Consider the following 19559-nt stretch of genomic DNA (forward strand, 5'->3'; position numbering starts at 1 on the left):
CGCCGCGCGGCGGGCGAGGTCGGCGTCGCTCCCCCCGGGCAGCCGGAACCGGGCCCGGCCGAGCGCGGCGGCCTCGGCGAGCTCGCGCAGCGACTCGTGCGGGCCGTTCAGCAGCGCGTCCCACACCGGCAGGGCCAGCCCGTGCTCCAGCCCGACCTGGTCACGGACGGCGTCGGCGAGGTGGTTGGCCCAGGGCCGCCCGCCGTCGTCGGCGCCGGCCAGGCCCGCCAGCCGCAGCAGCGCCCGCTCCACCGAGACCGTCGTGTGGGACCGGGCCATCTCGATGATCGGCTCGGCGGCCCGGGCGGCCAGCCGCCGGGCGGTGCGCACCGCCTCCGGGTCGAGGTCGAGCTTCCCCTGCGGCGCCATCGCCGTCTCCCCTCACGCAGCCGCCCCTCTCAGGCCGGGCTCGAACAATCATCCTTCTCGACGAGTCCCCTACGGGAGATCTTCCGGCACTGACCCCGGAAGACGCAAGAACTAGCAGCACATCGATCCCGCGAACCCATCCGGCGGCCCTCCCGCGGCAATGGACTCCGCAGGACGGCCGCCGAGCCCGCCCGCAACGGTCCAGACGGCCAGAGTCGTCTTTCCCACCCGTCCCGCCACCTCACCAACAGGTGAGAGTCAAGAGAAACCAAAGGGTAACTACGGTTGGTAAAGGTACAATCACCTCACGTAGCGGCGCCCCGGACCAGACCGGCGCGCCGCGCCTCGCAACCGGGGAGGGTCATGATCGTCTATCTTCTCGCCGCGGCGTGCGCGATCGCGGTGGTGCTCATCGCGAGCCTGACGTTACGGCGGCTGCGCGCCGGGAGCGACGACGCCGCCCCCGACGGGCCCACCGCGGGCCACGCCGGCTCGATGCTGTCGGCGCTGTTCCTGCTGGCCTTCGCCATCGCGATCGTCGTCCCGTGGACGAACGCCGACTCCGCCCGCTCCAACACCTACACCGAGAGCCAGGCCCTCGCCGAGGCGTACTGGGCCGCGGGCCGCATGGCCGCGCCCGACGGCCAGCGCATCCGGGCCGGGCTGCGCGAGTACACCGGCATCGTCCGCGGCCCCGAGTGGCGCCTGATGCGCAAGGGCCGCCTCAGCCCCGACGGCTGGGCCGTCCTGGACCGCCTGCGCCGCGAGACCGTCGCCGCCAAGGCCGACGGCGACGAGCACGGCGACGCCCGCGGCGCCGTGCTCGACCGGCTCGGCGACGTCTCGGCCGCGCGCCGCCAGCGGGCGATGGACGCCCGCAGCGCCCCGCCGTCGGGCCTGCTCGCCATCACCGTGCTCAGCGGCGTCGTGGTCGTCCTGCTGCCCTTCCTGTCGGGCGCCCGCCCGCGCGGCATGACACTGGTCCCGCTGGCGCTGATGGCCGCGCTCCTGACCACCGGCATCTACCTGACCTTCGACATCGCCCACGTGTTCCGCGGGGGCCTGGCCGTCCATCCCGACGCCTTCACCGGCCTGCAGTCGGAATTCCAGCGCATCGCCGGAGGGAACTGACATGCGCCGCCTCGCCGCCGTGCCCGTGGTCGTGCCCGCCGCACTGGCCGGAGCGCTGGCCCTGCCGCCCGCCGCCCTCGCCGACGGCCCCGGCCCCCTCTCGGGCTCAGGCCCCGGTACGGGCCTGAGACACCAGCAGCCGCGCGGGCGGACGCCCGAGCAGCCGCGCGAGCGAGGGCGGGCGCACGGGCCGGGCCGCGAACGGCCGCAGACCCACGACCGGCCCGGCCGGGAACCGCTCCCACGACGCCACGACGGCCGAGAACACGGCCGAGAACACGACCGGGGCCACGACAACGGCGATGACAGCGGCCAGCAAGGCGGCCACAAAGGCGGCCACGGCATCGGCGTCGGCATCGGCCTTCACCACGGCCCGCGGCTCGGCCTGTGCATCGACATCCACCTGATCGTGCACGTCATCATCGGCTGCGGCCGCCCGCACACCCCGCCCGAGCCCGAACCGCCCGCGCCCGAACCCCCGTGCCCCGAACCGCCCTCGCCCGAACCGCCCCAGCCGACGCCCCCGCAACCCGAGCCGCCGCAGCCGCCGCAGCCGGGGCCGCCCAAGCCCGCCCCTCCGAAACCGGCCCCTCCCAAACCCGGGCCGCCGCAGCCCGTTCCACCGAAACCCGCTCCGCCGAAACCCCTGCCTCCCGCCCAGAACCTCCCCGTCCCCTCGGCCCCGCGCCCCGCCGTGATCGTCCCGGTGTTCGCGCCGCGCGTCCCGGCGTCCCGCCCGGCGGTGCGGGCCCCGCGCACGCCGCCGTCTCCCGCCAGGCCCCCCGCCGCTCCCAAGGCCGCCAAAGCCCACGTGATCCGGCACACCGTGAGCGTCGCGCCGCACCGCCGCCGTCCCCTCAACGCGCCGCTCGTGCTCATCGTCATCGTCGTGCTGGTCAGCGCCGGCACCGCCATCGCCTTCGCCCGCTGACACACCGCCCGCCGGCACCGCCCGCCCGCTGACACCGCCCGCCCCCTCCGGCCGATCATCCGGACCCCGGCGGCAGCCCGTCGCCCTCACGACGCGACGGCGGCCTGTCGTCGTCCCGGAGGGGGCGGGCGGCGTGCACGATCCCCACGCGCGGCCTCCACGGCCCGGACGGCTACGGCGCGGAGGGCAGGTGCGGCCGGAGGTAGGGGGCGGTGCGGCTCGCCGGGGCGGCCGCCACCACGGGCGGCGGGCCCTCGGCCACCACCCGGCCGCCCTCGGCGCCGCCTCCCGGCCCCAGGTCGATGACATGGTCGGCGGCGGCCACCACGTCCATGTCGTGCTCGGCGACCACGACCGTCGCGCCGTCGTCCACCAGCGTGTGGAGCAGGCGCATGAGCAGCTCGCCGTCGGCGGGATGCAGGCCCGTGGTCGGCTCGTCCAGCACGTAGAGGGTCCGGCCGCGGCGGGCGCGCTGCAGCTCGGACGCGAGCTTGATCCGCTGCGCCTCACCGCCCGACAGCTCCGTCGCGGGCTGCCCGAGCCGCAGATAGCCGAGGCCGACGTCGCGCAGCGCCGCCAGCGAACGGGCCGCCGGGCGGGCGGCCGACAGCGGCCCCGCAGCCTCCTCCACCGTCATCGCCAGCACGTCGGCGATGGTCGAGCCGTTCCAGGCGACCTCCAGGGTCGCGGCGTTGTAGCGCGCGCCGTGGCACACGTCGCAGACCGTGTAGGCCGTGGGGAGGAACAGCAGCTCGACGGAGATGTACCCCTCGCCCTGGCAGTTCTCGCACCGGCCGCCGGGCACGTTGAACGAGAACCGGGAGGCGCCGTAGCCGCGGGCCCTCGCCTCGGCGGTGCCCGCGAACAGCCTGCGGACGGCGTCGAACAGGCCGGTGTAGGTCGCGAGGTTGGAGCGCGGCGTCCGGCCGATGGGCCGCTGGTCGACGCGGACCACGCGGTCCATCGCCTCGGCGGCGCGGCCGGCGAGCACGTCCACCAGCGTGGACTTGCCCGACCCCGAGACGCCGGTGACGGCGGTGAACACGCCCAGGGGCACGTCCAGGTCCAGGCCCCGCAGGTTGTGGCGGGTGACGCCGCGCAGCGGCAGCGTCCCCGACGGCGCGCGGGGCTCCCGGCGGCGCGGGGCGGCCGCGCCGAACAGGTAGCGGCGGGTCACCGACTCGGGCACGTCCCGCAGGTCCGCGACCGGGCCGCTGTGCAGCACCCGGCCGCCGTGCGCGCCCGCGGCGGGGCCGACGTCGACGACCCAGTCGGCCTGCCGGACCACGGCCATGTCGTGCTCGATCAGGAAGACGCTGTTGCCCGCCTCCCGCAGCCTCCGCAGCACTCCCATCAGCGCCTCGGTGTCGGCCGGGTGCAGGCCCGCCGACGGCTCGTCGAGCACGTACACGACGCCGAACAGCCCGGAGCGCAGCTGCGTCGCCAGGCGCAGCCGCTGCAGTTCCCCCGCCGACAGGGTCGGGCTCGGCCGCGCGGTGCTCAGGTAGCCCAGGCCGAGCTCGGTCAGCACCTCGATGCGGTCCGTCAGGTCGCGGGCGAGCGCCGCGGCGGGCCCGTCCCCGGACAGGCTGGGGCGCAGCAGGTCCGCCAGGGACGACAGCGGCAGCGCGGCCAGTTCGGCGACGGTGCGGCCGGCGAACGTCACCGCCAGCGCCTCGGGCCGCAGCCGCCCGCCCTCGCACTCCGGGCAGACGGCTCCGACCAGGAAGGACGCGGCGCGCTCGCGGCGCGCCTCGCTCGCGGAGTCGGCGTAGGCGCGCAGCACCAGCCGCCGCGCGCTGGAGTAGGTGCCCTGGTAGGGGCGCTGGATCCGGTGGGCCTCCCGGACGGGGTGGACGGTCACCACCGGCTGCTCGTCGGTGAACAGGATCCACTCGCGCTGCTCGCGGGGCAGGTCGCGCCAGGGCCGGTCGACGTCGTGGCCGAGCGCGTCGAGGATGTCGCGCAGGTTCTTGCCCTGCCATGCCCCCGGCCAGGAGGCGATGGCGCCGTCGCGGATGCTCAGCGACGGGTCGGGCACCAGCGACTCCTCGGTGACCTCGTGCACCTCGCCGAGGCCGTGGCAGGCCGGGCACGCCCCGGCGGGGGTGTTGGGCGAGAACGCGTCGGAGTCCAGGCGGGGCGCGCCGGGCGGGTAGTGGCCCGCCCGCGACATCAGCATCCGCAGCGAGTTCGACAGGGCCGTCACCGTCCCGACCGACGACCGCGAGGACGGCACCGACCGGCGCTGCTCCAGCGCGACGGCGGGCGGCAGGCCGGTGATCTCGTCCACGTCGGGGGCCCCGACCTGGTGCAGCAGCCGCCGCGCGTAGGGGGCGACCGACTCCAGGTAGCGCCGCTGCGCCTCGGCGTACAGCGTCCCGAACGCCAGCGACGACTTGCCCGACCCGGACACGCCGGTGAAGGCGACCAGCGCGTCCCGGGGGACGGCGACGTCCACGCCGCGCAGGTTGTGCACGCGGGCGCCGCGCACCCGCACGTACCCGTCCCCCGCGGCGTCGTGCATGATCAGCACACTACCGGGCCGCGACCGCCGCGGGGCGGGCCCCGCCGCCGGTCAGGGACGGCGGGCGACGCCGCCGAAGCCGAGGAAGCGCTCGGGCCGGTCCTCGACGGCCGTCTCGTCGTCGGGACGCCACAGGGGGAGGTACACCAGGCCGGGGTCCAGGAGGTCCCAGCCGTCGAAGAACCGCAGGATGTCGGCGTGCGAGCGGGACACGGCCGGGGAGGTGGCGCGGTCGTAGAGCTTGCCGATCGCCGCGGTCTTGCCCGGGTCGGCCTCGTGGGTGAGGTGGGACAGGACCAGGTGGGCCCCGGGGACGCCGGCCTCGTGGAGGGCGGCGACGATCCCGGCCGGGTCCTCCTCGTCCTTGATCAGGTGCAGTGCGGCGACCAGCAGGAACGCGACGGGCCGGGAGAGGTCGACGACGCGGTTCAGCTCGGGGTCGGCGAGGATCTCGGCGGGGCGGCGCATGTCGGCCTGGATCACCGCGGCGCGCTCGTCGCCGACCAGGATGCTGCGGCTGTGCGCGACGGCCACGTCGTCGTTGTCGATGTAGACCACCCGCGCCGCGGGGTTGACGGCGTGCGCGATCTCGTGGACGTTGCCCTGCGTGGGGATTCCCGAGCCGATGTCGACGAACTGGTCGACGCCCGCCTCGGCGAGCGTCCGGACGGCGCGGCGCAGGAACGCGCGGTTGGCGCGGGCGAGTTCCCGGGCCTTCGGTTCAATTCGCAGCAGACCGGTTGCGAGGTCACGATCCGACGCGAAATTGTGGGCCCCACCGAGCAGGTAGTCGTACACCCGTGCGACGCTGGGCCTCCTGCCGTCGACTTCGGGGGGGATCCACTCGGCGTCCATGCATCGTCTCCCTTTGTGACCGGGGGGCCGTCCGCGGGGCCCAGCGTAACGCGCCCTCTCCCCGCGCGGCTCCGGCACCGCCTGCCAGTGAAGGACCGATGTCTGAGGAACCGATGCCGGAGCCGTCTCCGGTGACCGTCCTGCTGTCCCCCGACGGCGCGATCACCGGGTGGGGCGAGGGCGCGGCGCGCCTGTTCGGCCGCACCGCGGGCGAGGCCCTGGGGGCGCGGCTGCCCGCGCTGCTCGGCCGCCCGGACGCCGCGGAGCCGCTGTCGGCCGCGCTCGGGCTCGCCGCGAAGGGACGGGCGTGGCGCGGTGTGCTGCCGCTGTCGGGTGACGGCGTCACGGTGGCGTGCGAGCCGCTGGCGGCCGGGGCGGGACGGCACGCGGTGGTGCTCACCGTCGTGCCGCCGTGGGCCGGCGGCCTGGAGCTGCTGCACGAGGCGGGACGGCGGATCGGCGCCACGCTCGACCTCGGCCCGACCGCCCGGGAGGTCGTCGCGGTCGCCGTCCCGCGGTTCGCCGACGCCGGCGCGATCTACGTCCTGGAGCGGCTGCTGGCCGACGACGACCGCGCCGCCGAGCAGGCCGACGCCGAGGCGGGCGCGGGCGGCCCGGCGGTCGTGCGGCGGCTGGCGGTGGCGTTCGCCGAGGACGACCCGCGCGCGTGGGCCCGCGAGTTCCCCGTCAACGAGGTGATCGTCTACCCGGCGTCCACCCCGTTCGCGCGGTGCCTGGACACCGGCCGGATGATCGAGTTCGGCGGGGACGCCGCCCAGGACACCGTCGCGCACCGCACCGGGCGCCTGCTGGAGGGACTGCTGGAGCACGTGTCGCTGCTGGCGGTGCCGCTGGTGGCACGCTCCCGGGCGCTGGGGTTCGCGGTGTTCAGCCGCAAGCGGGGCCGGCTGCCGTTCGCCGCCGCCGACCGGGCGCTGGCCGCCGAGCTGGCCGGGCGGGCCGCGACGTCGATCGACAACGCGTGCCTGTTCCGCCGCGAGCGCCACACCGCGACGACCCTGCGGGCCAGCCTGCTGCCCGCGGCGGTCGCCGCGCCGCCCGGCCTGCAGATCGCGCACCGCTACCTGCCCGCCGAGGCGGGCGTCGGCGGCGACTGGTACGACGTGGTGCCGCTGCCCGGCGGGCGGATCGCGGTCGTCATCGGCGACTCGGTCGGGCACGGCGTGACGGCCGCGGCGGCGATGGGCCAGCTGCGGGTCGCCGCGCACACCCTCGCCAGCTGCGAGTTCCCGCCCGGGGAGGTGCTCGCGCGGCTGGACGCGATCGCCCGCGACCTGGACGCGGCCCAGTTCGCGACGTGCCTGTGCATGACCTGCGACCCGGCGACGCTGCGCTGCGAGGTGGCGTGCGCCGGGCACCCGCCGCCGCTGCTGGTCCTGCCGGACGGGACGGCCCGGCACTTCGCGCCGCCGGCCGGGCTGCCGCTCGGGGTGTCCGACCCGGCGCACCCGTCGACGTATTCACAGGTCAGCACCTTGATCCCGGCCGGTGCCACGCTGGCGTTCTACACCGACGGCCTGGTCGAGAGCCGGCACCGGCACCTGGACGAGGGCATCGCCCGGCTGGCGTCGGCGCTCATCGCCTCGCGGGCGCCGTCGCTGGAGGACACCGCCGACGGGATACTGACGCTGCTGTCGGACCAGCGGGGCCTGGACGACATCGCCCTGCTGCTGATCCGCGCGCCGCTCCCCTGACCGTCCGCGCGGGCGCGCCGATATCCGGGTGCGCCCCGCGGGCGCACCGGTTACGTTGTGATCAGCGCGTCGGGCCCGGTGCCCGCACGGGTCGAAGACCGCCGGTCATCCTTCGAACTGATACTCCGGCGGCCGTTCACCACATCCGTGCGCGTGCCCGGCCCTACGGGTCGAGCCGGACGTGCGGGGAGGGCGGGTCGAAGTTCACCGGTCATCGGGAACCAAAGGTCGCGGGTTCGAATCCCGCCCGGCAGGTCACACCTGCCGGTAGCGCAGTTTGGTAGCGCATTGGTCTAAAAACCCGGCGAACAGTCCCATATCCGCCCTCCCTCGCGGACGGCCGCTCCCCCATATCCGCCCCGCCGGGGCGGGTCGACCATTCTGGAGGCCGACGATGGCCCGTGATCCCCTCGCGTCCGTGTCCACTCTCACCACGCCGCAGACGACGCCCCTTCCCGGCCGTGAGTCCGAGCAGGTCCGCAACAACGCCGGCGGCTACGGGTTCGCCAAGGACCTGTGGACGCGGCTGGAGGACTTCCTGATCCTGGGCACGACGGGCGGCACCTACTACGTCGGTGAGGACAGGCTGACCGCCGACAACGCGCGGGTCGTGTTCGACGCGGTCCGGGCGGACGGCGTCCGGGTCGTGAGGCTCGCCACCGAGATCTCCACGGCGCGCCCGCCGCGCGCTCCCAAGAACCGGCCGGCCCTGTTCGCGCTCGCCGCGGCGGCGGCGGGCGGCGACGCCGCGACCAGGCAGGAGGTGAAGGCGTCGCTGGCCGGGGTCGCGCGGACCACCGACCATCTCGCCTCGTTCTTCGGGTACTTCAAGAACCTCGGCGGCAAGGCGACCGGCCGCGGCACCGCGCCCGTCGTCGGCCGCGCGATGCGGTCCGCGATCGGGTCGTGGTTCCTCGCCGGTGACGTCGACCAGGTGGCCTGGCGCGTCTGCAAGGCCCGTCAGCGCAGGACGCCGGCCGGTGAGGCGTTCGCGCTGCGGGACGCGCTGCGGATCGCGCACCCCAAGGCCGACACCCCGGCGCGGCGCGCCCTGTTCGGCTGGATCGCCGGGAACGTCTCCGACGACGAGGCCCGCGGACAGGTGCGGGCGATCGACGCGTTCCTGACGGCGCAGGCCGCGACCCGCCCGCGCGACGCGATCGCCGTGGTGCGGGAGCGGGGCGTGCCGTGGGAGTTCCTCCCCGGCGAGGCCCTGACCGACGCCGGCGTGTGGGACGCCCTCGTCGACACGATCGGGATGACCGCGCTGATCCGGAACCTGGCGCGGATGACGCGGCTGGGAACGCTGGCGCCGATGAGCGACGCGACCCGCCGCGCCGCCGCCCGCCTCACCGACGCCGGAGCGCTGGCCGGCGCCCGCGTCCACCCGATGGACCTGTTCCTGGCGCTGCGCGTGTACCAGGCCGGACGGTCACAGCCGAACCCGCGCGCCGACGTCCAGACCTGGTCGCCGGTGCCCGCCATCGCCGACGCCCTGGAGGAGGCGTACGAACGGTCCTTCGGGCACGTCGAGCCGTCCGGCCGCCGGCTGCTGATCGCGGTGGACTCCTCCGGGTCGATGACGTGGGGCCGGGGCCTCTACTCCGGCGGGACGAGCCTCGGGTCGTGCTACGAGATCGCGAACGCGATGGCGGTCATCCTCAGCCGGATCGAGGGCGACGGCGCCCACGTGATCGACGTCGACACCGCCGTCCACGACTCCAGGGTGACGCCGCGGACGAACCTGCGGGAGATCGCGTCCTGGCGGCCGTCGGGCGGCGGGACGGACCTGGCGCTGCCGTTCCAGTGGGCGCTGAAGCGGCGTCTCGCCGTCGACGGCGTCGTCGTCTTCACCGACAACGAGACCTGGGCGGGTCACGAGCACCCCTCCCAGGCCCTCGCGGCCTACCGGAGGGCGGTCAACCCGGCCGCGCGCGTCGTCATGGCGGCCATGGCGGCGACCGGGCACACCATCGGCGACCCGCGGGACGGGGGCGTGCTGAACATGGCGGGCCTGGACGCGTCGCTGCCGATGGTCGTCAACGGCTACGTCCGCGCGTGAGCGAGCGGCGCCGCGGCCCGGACCCCGGGCCGCGGCGCCCACCGGTCACAGCCCCGGGATCTCGTGGTTGCGGAACGCGTTGACGAAGTAGCGGTGGTCGTCGCGGACGACCTCGGCGTACCGGGTACCGAACTCGACCATCGCCTCGACGAACTCGGACTCGTCCTCGCCGATCACCGAGTCGATGGCGTCCTCGACCTGGAACCCGACCAGGGTGTGGTCGGAGTCGGTGTCGGACACGCAGTGGACCTTGGCCGTGGCGCGTCCCAGGTCGTCCAGCACCGACAGCATCTCCTCCGGCTCGGTGAGGCCGCCCCAGTCCAGGTCCTCCTCGTAGGGGGACAGCTCCTGCACGACGTATCCGACGCCCTCGATCTCGGTGTAGCCGAGCCAGGGGTCGGTGTTGGCCTGGAGCGCGCGGCGCGACACCGCGGTGCGGTGCCCGTGGTGCCGGAAGTACTCGCGGATCCTCGGGTCGTCGACGACGCGGCTGGGCGCGGCGACGTTGCCCTGCTTCATCGAAAGGATCACGTCGTTCTCCAGCGCCTGGGTGTTGCCCTCCACGAGGATGTTGTAGGCCGACAGGCCGGCGGAGCCGATGCCGAACCCGGACGCGCCGACGATGTCCTTGACCTCGTAGGTGAGGCTCCCGAACCGCTTCTCGGCCGGGATGGTCTTCAGGTACTCCTGGTAGGCGGCCTCGACACGGGACCGCTCCGCCTCGTCCAGCCGCCGCACCCCGGCCCGGTCGCGGAAGCGCCGCTCGGCCCCGTCCACCGTCGTCATGCCCTGCAGGAGCCCGATGCGGGTGCCCGACATCGCGGCGACCAGCACGTCGCGGACGTACCCGTCGGCGGTGTCGAGGGTGAGCGCGAACCGGTGGTCGCCGTCGTGCGCGGCGAACTTGCGGACCTGGTCGACGTAGGCGCGCACGTAGGTCTCGATGAGCCGCCGGATGTCGGCGTCGGAGATCGCCTTCTGCCAGGCCAGCAGCGCCAGGCTCGCCACCAGCCGCTTGACGTCCCAGGTGAAGTGCCCGACGTAGGCCTCGTCGAAGTCGTTGACGTCGAAGACGAACACGCCGTCGTCGTTCATGTAGGTGCCGAAGTTCTGGGCGTGCAGGTCGCCCTGGATCCACACGCGGCCGGTGCGCTCGTCGGCCCACGCGTCCTCGTCGTGGGCGATGTCGGCGTAGAACAGGCAGGCGCTGCCCCGGTAGAAGGCGAACGGGTCCGAGGCCATCTTGCGGAAGCGGCGGCGGAACTCGGCGGGGCTGCGCTCCATCAGATCCGAGAACGCGTCCACCAGGACGTCGACGATCTGCGCCTGCCGCTGCTTCGGGTCGCGGCCGCGCAGGTCCTCGGTGATGCTCGCCATGCTCTCTCCCTCGATGATCGGACGGCCCCCGCCACTGCCGGGGCATTCCGGATCATTCTGCCGAATCACCGCCCGTCCGGGCGGCGAACAGCGCACGAACCGCGGGTTCGGCGCGCAGCAGTTCCAGCGCGGTCTCGGCGTGCCCGGGGACGTAGCCGTTGCCGATGAGCATGGTGACGTCGGCGGCCAGGCCCTCGGCGCCGAGCGCGGCGGCCGAGAAGGAGGTGGCCATCGAGAAGAACACGACGGTGCCGCCGGGCGCGGTCGCCAGGATCGCGCCGTGCTCGCAGCCCGGCACGTCCACGCACACGACGGTGACGTCGGCGGGCTCGCCGAGCGCGGCGGCGACCGCGACGGGATCGCGCGCGTCGGCCCGCACGACCCGGTCGGCGAGGCCCGCGGCGGCCAGCCGCTCCTCCTCCTCGGCGGTCGGGACCAGGCCGATCACCCGGGCCGCGCCGGCGCGGCGCGCCGCGGCCAGCGACAGCGAGCCGCTCTTGCCCGCGGCGCCCAGCACCGCCACGACGGGCGCGCTCTTCTGCTCGGCCTTCTGCGCCACCACGACGCGGTGGGTGAGGGCGGGCGCGCCGCACACGTCCATGACCGACAGGGCCAGCGGGACGGGCAGGTCGGCGGGCAGGACCGCGGCGATGGAGCGGGCGAACAGGATCGCGTGGCCCCGCGCGGGGACCTGCTCGGACAGCCCGTCCCAGCCGGCCAGCCCATCGGTGATCGCCAGGGGGGTGAGGGTGAGGGAGACGAGGGTGGCGACGCGGTCGCCCGGCGCGAGGCCGAGCGGCGAGCCGGGCCCGCTCTCCTCGACGACGCCGACGAGCATGCCGCCGGAGCCGGTCACCGGGTTGTGCATCTTGCCGCGCTCCCCCACGATCCGCAGCACCTCGGCGCGGATCGCGTCCGGGTCGCCGCCGTGGGCGGTGTGGAGCTGCCGGTAGGACGCGGCGTCCAGGTTGAGGCGCTCGACGCGCACGCGGACCTCGTCCGGGCGGATCCGCGGGTCGGTGTCCAGCCGCCGTGCCGCCTGCGGCAGCACGCCCGCGGGCTCCAGCACGCGGTGCAGGCCCACCGCCGTCCCGGTGGCGGAGTCGCTCTTCTGCACCCTGATCTCCCAACTCGACCCGGAAGATATACCGGGTACCTCTAGTTTCAAAGGAAGTCTTCCCGTAACGTCGCCCCCATACAAGACTTTTATGCGACAAAAGTGAAGGTGAGGAGGGGGTCGAGGGTGACCACTGCCCTGCACCGGGACCCGGACGCGGCGGTCCGGTCCGAGGAGAGCACACGCCAGCCGTACGCCTACCGGCGCCGGACCCTGGAGGAGCCCGACTGGAGACGACTGCCCGGATGGCGGGAGGTCACACCCCGGGAGTGGGAGTCGGCGCAGTGGCAGCGCGCGCACTGCGTCAAGAACCTGCGGCAACTGCGCCGGGTCATGGGAGACCTGCTGGACGAGTCGTTCTACGCCGACCTGGAGCGCGACCAGGCCGAGCGGGCGACGATGTCGATGCTGCTGCCGCCGCAGATGCTCAACACCATGGACTCCTCCTCCACCGAGGCGTTCCACGCCGACGCCGTGCGGCGGTACATGCTCCCGGTCTTCGGCGACCGCCGCACCGACTGGCCGTCCCACCCGCACGCCGCCCGCGACTCGCTGCACGAGGCGGAGATGTGGGCGGTCGAGGGGCTCACCCACCGCTACCCCACCAAGGTGCTCGCCGAGCTCCTGCCCACCTGTCCCCAGTACTGCGGGCACTGCACCCGCATGGACCTGGTCGGCAACTCCACCCCGGCGGTCGACAAGCACAAGTTCACCATCAAGCCCCCCGACCGCCTCGGCGCGATGCTGGACTACCTGCGCCGCACCCCCGGCGTCCGGGACGTGGTCGTCTCCGGCGGCGACGTCGCCAACCTCCCCTGGCCCCGGCTGGAGTCGTTCATCGACTCCCTGCTGGACATCGACAACATCCGCGACATCCGTCTCGCCAGCAAGGCGCTGATGGGCCTGCCGCAGCACTGGCTCCAGGACGAGGTCAGGGCCGGGATGGAGCGCCTGGCGGCCAAGGCGCACGCCCGCGGCGCGCAGATCGCGATCCACACCCACGTCAACGCCGTGCAGTCGGTCACGCCGCTGGTCGCCCGCGCGGCCCGCGCGATGCTCGACACCGGCATCCGCGACGTCCGCAACCAGGGGGTGCTGCTGCGCGGGGTGAACGACTCCCCCGAGGCGCTGCTCGACCTGTCGTTCGCGCTGCTCGACGAGGCCGGGATCATCCCCTACTACCTCTACATGTGCGACATGATCCCCTACAGCGAGCACTGGCGGCTCGCCGTCTGGGAGGCCCAGGAGCTGCAGCACGCGATCATGGGCTACCTGCCCGGCTTCGCGACCCCGCGGATCGTCTGCGACGTCCCCTACGTCGGCAAGCGCTGGGTGCACCAGCTCGCCGACTACGACCGCGAGCGCGGCATCTCCTACTGGACGAAGAACTACCGGACCGGCCTGGAGGCGTCCGACCCCGACGCCCTCACCCGCCGCTACGAGTACCACGATCCGATCTACACCCTGCCGGAGCGAGGCCGCGCCTGGTGGCGGGAACGTTCCGAGGCGGCGTGAGCGCGACGCCGCCGGCCACTGCCTTTACGTTGTAGATCAATAACTGGCCGCCGGGGCGGGCACCGGAATATGCTCGGAGGGATGATCTGCGACCCGACCACCCGGTTCCCCCTCGGCGCGGCCGCCACCGCCGCCGAGCTGGAGGACGACCCGCATCCCCTGCTGGCGCGGCTGCGCGCGGCCGAGCCGGTCTCCTGGCTGCCCGCGCTCGGCGGCTGGCTGGTGACCTCCCGCGACCTCGCCCTGCGGGTGCTGCGCGACCCGGGCGCCTTCACCGTGGACGACCCGCGCTTCTCCACCGCCCGGGTCGTCGGCCCGAGCATGCTGTCGCTGGACGGCCCCGTCCACACCCGGCACCGCGACCCGTTCGCGCGCCCGTTCCGGCCGGCGCTCACCCGTGAGCGGTTCACCGCGTTCGTCCAGGACGAGGTGGACCGCCTGGTCACCGGCCTGGCCCCGGCGGGACGGGCCGAGCTGCGCGGCGATCTCGCCGGCCCGCTGGCCGTCGCCGTCGTCGCCGAGGCCCTCGGCCTGGACGGGGTGGACGCCGCCACCGTCCGCTCCTGGTACGGGGCGTTCGTCGAGGCCGTCTCGGTCCTGAGCGCGGAGGGCCCCGCGGGCGCGCCGGACGACTCACGGGAACGTTCCACCGCGCTCGCGCGATCCGAGCGGGCCTACGCGCTGCTGCGGGCCGCGGTCGAGGACGCGATCGGCGCCGGCCGCCCGGGGTCGCTGCTCGCCGAGGCCGCGCGGCACGAGGCCGGGCTGACCACCGCCGAGGTCGTCGCCAACACCGCCGTGCTGATGTTCGGCGGGATCGACACCACCGAGGGCATGATCGTCAACGCGGCCCGGCATCTGCTGGGCGCACCGGACGCCCTGCGCCGCGTCCTGGCCGATCCCGGCCTGCTCCCCGCCGCGATCGAGGAGTCCCTGCGGCTGGAGCCGTCGGCGTCGGTGGTGGACCGCTACGCCACGCGCGACACGCCCCTCGGCGGCGCCGCCGTGCGCGCGGGCGACCTCGTGCGGGTGTCGATCGCCGGCGCCGGCCGCGACCCCGCCGTCTTCCCCTCCCCCGACGTCTTCGACCCGCTGCGCGCCAACGCGGGGGACCACCTGGCGTTCGCGCACGGGCCGCATTTCTGCTTCGGCGCGCACCTGGCGCGGCTCGAGGCCCGCACGGCGCTCGCCGCGTTGCTGGAGCGCCTGCCGGGCGTGCGGCTCGACCCGGCCCGGCCGTCGGCCCCGCGGGGGCTGGTGTTCCGCAGGCCCCCGCGTCTGCACGTCCTCTGGGACGCCTGACCCGCCATGACCGCTCCCCGCCCGCGGAACGGCCCCAGGCCGTCCGGGCGCCCGTCATGTGGGAACATTTCGGGATGATCGTGGAACGTCGGGTCGAGTTGCGCTTCGGGCGCGAAAGCCGTGAAGCGCAGACGCACACCAACCTGTCCGCCGTGCGCCAGGACGGCCGCTGCCTGTGGGTGGCCGGCGACGAGACCGCCACCATCGAGCGGCTCACCGCCGCCTCCGGCGCGGACGGGCGCGTCACCGGCTACGCCGCGCAGGCCACGGTCGCCCTCGCCGATCTCGTCCCGCTGCCCGCCGGCCCCGACGAGGAGGCCGACATCGAGGGCCTGGCGCGCCGCGACGGGTGGCTGTGGGCGATCGGCTCGCACAGCCTCAAGCGCAAGAAGATCAAGCCGGGGCAGAGCGGTGCCAAGGCCCGCAAGCGGCTGGCGACCGTGGTGCGCGAGGACAACCGCTTCATCCTGGCCCGGCTGCCGCTGGTCACCGGCGACGGCGGGCTGCCCGAGGTCGTGGCCGAGGACGGCGAGCGCACCGCCGCCGTCCTCGGCGGGCACGGCGACTCCCTCACCGACCTGCTGGAGGACGACCCGCATCTGGCGCCGTTCCTGTCGATCCCGAGCAAGGACAACGGCATCGACATCGAGGGGATCGCCGCGCACGGCGACCGCCTCTACATCGGGTTGCGCGGGCCCGTGCTGCGCGGCTGGGCCGTCCTCCTGGAGATCCGCCCAGGCGCGCACCCCAAGGACCCGCGCCGACTGCGGCTGCGGCCCGTCGGCGACGGCGAGGACCTGTACCGCACCCACTTCCTCGACCTCGGCGGCCTCGGGATCCGGGACCTGTGCCCGCACGGCGACGACCTGCTCGTCCTCACCGGGCCGAGCATGGACCTGGACGGGCCGGTGCGGCTCGTGCGGTGGCGCGGCGCGGCCTCCGCCGACGCCGCGGAGATCGTCACGGCCGAGGAGCTGGAGGTGCTCGGCGAGCTCCCCCACGGCGACGGCGACGACCACGCCGAGGGGATCGCCGTGCTGGACGAGTCCGACGGCTCGGGCACCCGCCTGCTGGTCGTGTACGACAGCCCCTCCCCCGAGCGGCTCACCGAGCACGGCGGCGTGCTCGCCGATGTGGTGAACCTCGGCCGGTAACCGCGGCGGGCGCGAACTTCCGGGGCGCGCGCGGCGTCGAAGAGGGCACGGGCGAAGGTGATCGCCCGTGTCTGGACAGGCGACGACGGGAACTGGATACTCACGACTATGGACGGTCGGCCCTCTTTTCCGGTGCGAGCGTCCGACCTGGAACGTGACCGCGCGCTGCGGGTGCTCGGCGACCGCGTGGCCGAGGGCCGGATGTCGCACGAGACGTTCGAGCGGCGCGTCGAGCAGGTCCTGCGCGCCCGCAGCCAGGCGGAGCTGGCCGACATCGTGCACGACCTGCCGCCCGCCGGCCGCGTCGTCAGCCGGCTGACCGGCCTGGTCTCCTCGTTCTCGCAGGCGACGGCGCGGATCGAGGCGGCGTGGCGGGCGCCGCGGCTGCCCCGCCTCGCCCTCGGCCTGGAGGGGCCGGCCCGCATCGTCGTCGGCCGCGCCCCCGTCTGCCAGTTCGTGCTCACCGACCTGACGGTCTCCCGCTTCCACGCCGAGATCAACCGGGCCGAGGGCGACTGGACGGTCACCGACCTCGGCTCCATGAACGGCACGCGCGTGAACGGCTGGCGGCTGACCGGCCCGGCCCGCGTGCGCCCTGGTGACGAGATCGGCTTCGGCAACGCCGCGTTCATCGTCACCGCCGCCTGAACCGCCGGCACCCGATCCGGCGCGCCCTCGATCGGCCCACCCCGGCCCGGCGCGGCCGCCTGACCGGCCGTTCCCGGCCGGGGCCTTGACGTCCCCTCCCGGCATCCCTACGTTTCCTCCAAGTTAGGAAACCTTCCTAACTCGGAGGGAGCGCCGTGCCCACGCCGACCCCGGGGACGCCGAGCCTGCTGCGGGCCATCAACGACCGCGCGGCGCTGGAGGCCCTGCTCGCCCGAGGGCCGCTGACCCGGCCGCAGATCTCCGAGCTGACCGGGCTGTCCAAGCCCACCGCCTCCCAGCTGCTCGCGCGGCTGGAGCAGGCCGGCCTGGTCGTGCGGGACGGGATCCGCGAGGGGCTGCCCGGCCGCACCGCCGGGCTGTACCGGCTGAACGCGGCGGCCGCGCACGTCGCCGGCGCCGACGTGACGCCCGCGCGGATCGAGGTCGCGGTCGCGGACCTGACCGGCGCCGTCGTCGGCGTCCACACCCTGCCGACCCCCGGCCGCACCGGGGTGGACGTGGTCGCGCGGATGGCCGAGGCGCTCGACGGGGCCGCCGCCGCGGCGGGCCTGACCCGCGCCCGCCTGGACCGCGCCGTCATCGGCATCCAGGGCGCGGTCGACCCCGCGACCGGGCGGCTCGGGTACGCCGCGCACATCCCCGGCTGGCACGTCCCCGACCTCGTCGCCCGGCTGGCGGGCGGGCTCGGCGTGCCGATCACCATCGAGAACGACGTCAACCTCGCCGCGCTGGCCGAGCTCGCGGGCGGCCGGGCCGCCGGCGCGGGCGACTTCGTGCTGCTGTGGGTCGCCGACGGCGTCGGCATGGCCGTCGTGCTCGACGGCGCGCTGCACCGCGGCGCGACCGGCGGCGCCGGGGAGATCGGTTACATGCCCGCGGTGGGCGCGCCGCTGATGCGGGACGTGCGGCGCACCCACACCGGCGGGGTGCACAGCCTCACCGGCGGCGTCGCCGTCCTGCGGCTGATGCGCGAGCACGGGTTCCGCGGGCACGACGCCGCCACCGCCCTGAGCCGCGCCGCCGCCGACGTGGGCACCACGCCCACCGGGGCGCGCACGGCCACCGACGCGGGCGCGCGCGCGGAGCGCGCTCTGAGCGAGCTGGCTTCCCGGCTGGGTTCGACGCTCGCCACCGTCGTCGCCGTCCTGGACCCCGCCCTCGTCGTCCTCACCGGCGACGTCCTGCACGCGGGGGGAGAACCCCTGCGGGCACGGGTGGAGCAGCACCTGCACAGCCTGACCATCCCGCGACCCCGGGTCCTGCTCAGCTCCGTCGAGGGCAACCCCGTCCTGGCCGGGGCGCTCCAGCAGGCCCTCCGTGAGACCCGCGACGCGCTGTTCTCCGGCACCGCGCCCTGACGTCCGCTCCCGACACCCCCGTCCCCTATCCATCCCGGCACCACTCCCCCGCACCACTCCCCGACACCTGGGCGGCCGCGCCGGCCGTCCCTCCCCCGAAGGAGAACCGGAGTGCGCACCACCACCACGCGCCGGCTCGCGGCGGCCCTGGCCGCCGGCGGGCTCGGCCTCAGCGCCTGCACGGCCGGCGGCAGCGGAGACCAGTCCGACAGCGGCCCCAAGGCCGGGGAGAAGCAGACCATCGAGGTCTGGCACGGATGGAGCGCCGCGCACGAGGTGAAGGCGTTCGAGGACGCCGTCGCGGGCTTCCGCAAGACCCACCCCAACATCACCGTCAAGCTCGTCAAGGACCAGACCGACGAGCGCATCTCCAACGCGATCCGGGGCGGCAACCCGCCCGACGTGGTGTCCTCCTTCACCACCGACAGCGTCGGCCAGTGGTGCCAGAGCGGCGCCTGGCAGGACCTCTCGCCCTACATCTCCAAGTCGAAGCTGGACCTGAACCAGTTCCCCAAGGCCGTCCAGCAGTACACCCAGTACAAGGGCCGCCGGTGCGCCATGCCGCTGCTGGCCGACACCTACGGCCTCTACTACAACAAGGCCCTGATGAAGGGCGAGCAGCCGCCCAAGACGATCAGCCAGCTGACGGCGCTGGCCAAGAAGCTCACCGTCCGCGACCCCGACGGGACGATCAAGGTCGCCGGGTTCATGCCGTCGGTCCAGTACTACGAGCACATGCCCCAGCACGTCGCCACCCAGTTCGGCGTGAAATGGCTGACCGACGACGGGCACGCCAACTTCTCCAAGGACCCGGCCTTCAAGGCCTACCTGCAGTGGAACAAGAGCCTGATCGACTGGTACGGCTACGACAAGGTCAAGAAGTTCCTGCGCTCGCTCGGGCAGGAGTTCGAGTCGTCCAACCCCTTCGAGAAGGGGCGGGTCGCCATGGCGATCGACGGTGAGTGGCGCACCAAGTTCATGCAGCAGGAGGCGCCCAAGGTCGACTACGGCACGGCGCCCGCGCCCGTCCCCGACGACCAGCGGGCACGCTACGGCGGCGGCTTCGTCATCGGGACGGTCATCGGCGTCCCGCGCGGCGCCAAGCACGCCCAGGCCGCCTGGGAGTTCCTCCGCTACCTGACCACCGACACCGACGCCCTGGTCACCTTCGCCAACGCGCTCGGCAACGTGCCCTCCACCATCGCGTCGCTGTCCTCGCCGAAACTGACGCTGCCGCCGCAGTTCCAGACCTTCCTGTCGGTGTTCAAGCACCCCGCGTCCTCCACCTCGCCCCCCACGCCCAACGGCAACGACTACATCGTGAAGTTCCAGTCGTTCGTCCAGGACGAGTGGGAGCCGGGCAAGGTGGGCGACCTGGACCAGGCGCTGAAGGACCTCGACGGCAAGGTCGACGGCGCGCTGAAGCTGGCCGGGGGCTGACGATGACCTCCGTCGCCCCGCGCGCCCCCTCGGGGAC

At 74.5% G+C, this 19559-nt stretch carries 16 protein-coding genes; 10 read left to right on the forward strand and 6 right to left on the reverse strand.

Annotated elements, in window-relative coordinates:
- Window positions 1-369 (reverse strand): lysine 5,6-aminomutase subunit alpha TIM-barrel domain-containing protein (locus tag E1291_RS27040; protein WP_278045285.1); only part of this gene is annotated, 369 nt, incomplete at its 3' end.
- A gap of 363 nt (window positions 370-732) precedes the next feature.
- Here E1291_RS27040 and E1291_RS27045 point away from each other — a divergent pair.
- Window positions 733-1500 carry a bestrophin-like domain gene (locus E1291_RS27045; protein WP_131740901.1) on the forward strand — a complete coding sequence of 256 codons (768 nt, stop codon included), beginning with the start codon at window positions 733-735 and terminating at the stop codon, window positions 1498-1500.
- A gap of 106 nt (window positions 1501-1606) precedes the next feature.
- Here the strand turns inward: E1291_RS27045 and E1291_RS42275 are convergent, their stop codons facing one another.
- Window positions 1607-1915 carry a hypothetical protein gene (locus E1291_RS42275; RefSeq protein ID WP_165495301.1) on the reverse strand — a complete coding sequence of 103 codons (309 nt, stop codon included), beginning with the start codon at window positions 1913-1915 and terminating at the stop codon, window positions 1607-1609.
- 279 nt (window positions 1916-2194) lie between these two features.
- Here E1291_RS42275 and E1291_RS42280 point away from each other — a divergent pair, with 279 nt between their 5' ends.
- Window positions 2195-2431, forward strand: a complete 237-nt coding sequence (locus E1291_RS42280) for a hypothetical protein (RefSeq protein ID WP_165495302.1) — start codon at window positions 2195-2197, stop codon at window positions 2429-2431.
- 172 nt (window positions 2432-2603) lie between these two features.
- On the opposite strand, the gene E1291_RS27055 is transcribed toward E1291_RS42280, so the two are convergent.
- Together E1291_RS27055 and E1291_RS27060 are read right to left on the reverse strand one after the other, a co-directional pair.
- Window positions 2604-4958 (reverse strand): ATP-binding cassette domain-containing protein, encoded by a 2355-nt coding sequence (locus tag E1291_RS27055; protein WP_131740902.1) that lies wholly within the window; start codon window positions 4956-4958, stop codon window positions 2604-2606.
- Between the two features lie 51 nt (window positions 4959-5009).
- The gene (locus E1291_RS27060) at window positions 5010-5813 is read right to left on the reverse strand and encodes an SAM-dependent methyltransferase (protein WP_131740903.1); all 804 of its coding nucleotides are present in this window, start codon (window positions 5811-5813) and stop codon (window positions 5010-5012) included.
- A gap of 98 nt (window positions 5814-5911) precedes the next feature.
- On the opposite strand from E1291_RS27060, the gene E1291_RS27065 reads away from it, so the two are divergent.
- Both E1291_RS27065 and E1291_RS27070 read left to right on the forward strand, forming a co-directional pair.
- Window positions 5912-7528 carry a SpoIIE family protein phosphatase gene (locus E1291_RS27065; protein ID WP_131740904.1) on the forward strand — a complete coding sequence of 539 codons (1617 nt, stop codon included), beginning with the start codon at window positions 5912-5914 and terminating at the stop codon, window positions 7526-7528.
- Between the two features lie 418 nt (window positions 7529-7946).
- Window positions 7947-9590, forward strand: a complete 1644-nt coding sequence (locus E1291_RS27070; protein ID WP_165495303.1) for a TROVE domain-containing protein — start codon at window positions 7947-7949, stop codon at window positions 9588-9590.
- Window positions 9591-9635: 45 nt separating this feature from the next.
- On the opposite strand, the gene E1291_RS27075 is transcribed toward E1291_RS27070, so the two are convergent.
- Window positions 9636-10967, reverse strand: a complete 1332-nt coding sequence (locus E1291_RS27075) for a DUF2252 domain-containing protein (protein ID WP_131740906.1) — start codon at window positions 10965-10967, stop codon at window positions 9636-9638.
- A 52-nt stretch (window positions 10968-11019) separates the two neighbouring features.
- Window positions 11020-12084 (reverse strand): L-erythro-3,5-diaminohexanoate dehydrogenase, encoded by a 1065-nt coding sequence (gene kdd, locus E1291_RS27080; RefSeq protein ID WP_242614398.1) that lies wholly within the window; start codon window positions 12082-12084, stop codon window positions 11020-11022.
- A 126-nt stretch (window positions 12085-12210) separates the two neighbouring features.
- Here kdd and E1291_RS27085 point away from each other — a divergent pair, with 126 nt between their 5' ends.
- The 6 genes from E1291_RS27085 (at window position 12211) to E1291_RS27110 (ending at window position 19522) form a co-directional block, all read left to right on the forward strand.
- On the forward strand, window positions 12211-13599 hold the full coding sequence (locus E1291_RS27085; RefSeq protein ID WP_131740907.1) for a KamA family radical SAM protein: 1389 nt from the start codon (window positions 12211-12213) through the stop codon (window positions 13597-13599).
- 81 nt (window positions 13600-13680) lie between these two features.
- A complete protein-coding gene (locus E1291_RS27090) occupies window positions 13681-14901 on the forward strand; it encodes a cytochrome P450 (protein ID WP_131740908.1) in 1221 nt (406 codons plus the stop codon).
- A gap of 74 nt (window positions 14902-14975) precedes the next feature.
- Window positions 14976-16055, forward strand: coding sequence for a DUF3616 domain-containing protein (locus tag E1291_RS27095; RefSeq protein ID WP_131740909.1), 1080 nt, complete (start codon window positions 14976-14978; stop codon window positions 16053-16055).
- 132 nt (window positions 16056-16187) lie between these two features.
- Window positions 16188-16703, forward strand: a complete 516-nt coding sequence (locus E1291_RS27100) for an FHA domain-containing protein (RefSeq protein WP_306434484.1) — start codon at window positions 16188-16190, stop codon at window positions 16701-16703.
- A 155-nt stretch (window positions 16704-16858) separates the two neighbouring features.
- Window positions 16859-18082: an ROK family transcriptional regulator gene (locus E1291_RS27105; protein WP_131740911.1), complete on the forward strand. Its 1224-nt coding sequence runs from the start codon at window positions 16859-16861 to the stop codon at window positions 18080-18082.
- Window positions 18083-18193: 111 nt separating this feature from the next.
- Entirely contained in the window at window positions 18194-19522 is a 1329-nt protein-coding gene (locus E1291_RS27110) for an ABC transporter substrate-binding protein (protein ID WP_131740912.1), read from the forward strand.
- Window positions 19523-19559 lie beyond the last annotated feature (37 nt).

Origin of the sequence: Actinomadura roseirufa (assembly GCF_900659635.1) — a bacterium.
Taxonomy (GTDB): Bacteria; Actinomycetota; Actinomycetes; order Streptosporangiales; family Streptosporangiaceae; genus Spirillospora; species Spirillospora roseirufa.

Bases quoted from the DNA above. Each gene is read 5' to 3' on its own strand.
- E1291_RS27045 (WP_131740901.1), top strand. From the start codon at position 733: ATGATCGTCTATCTTCTCGCCGCGGCGTGCGCGATCGCGGTGGTGCTC.
- E1291_RS27055 (WP_131740902.1), bottom strand. From the start codon at position 4,958: ATGCACGACGCCGCGGGGGACGGGTACGTGCGGGTGCGCGGCGCCCGC.
- E1291_RS27060 (WP_131740903.1), bottom strand. From the start codon at position 5,813: ATGGACGCCGAGTGGATCCCCCCCGAAGTCGACGGCAGGAGGCCCAGC.
- E1291_RS27065 (WP_131740904.1), top strand. From the start codon at position 5,912: ATGTCTGAGGAACCGATGCCGGAGCCGTCTCCGGTGACCGTCCTGCTG.
- E1291_RS27075 (WP_131740906.1), bottom strand. From the start codon at position 10,967: ATGGCGAGCATCACCGAGGACCTGCGCGGCCGCGACCCGAAGCAGCGG.
- E1291_RS27090 (WP_131740908.1), top strand. From the start codon at position 13,681: ATGATCTGCGACCCGACCACCCGGTTCCCCCTCGGCGCGGCCGCCACC.
- E1291_RS27095 (WP_131740909.1), top strand. From the start codon at position 14,976: ATGATCGTGGAACGTCGGGTCGAGTTGCGCTTCGGGCGCGAAAGCCGT.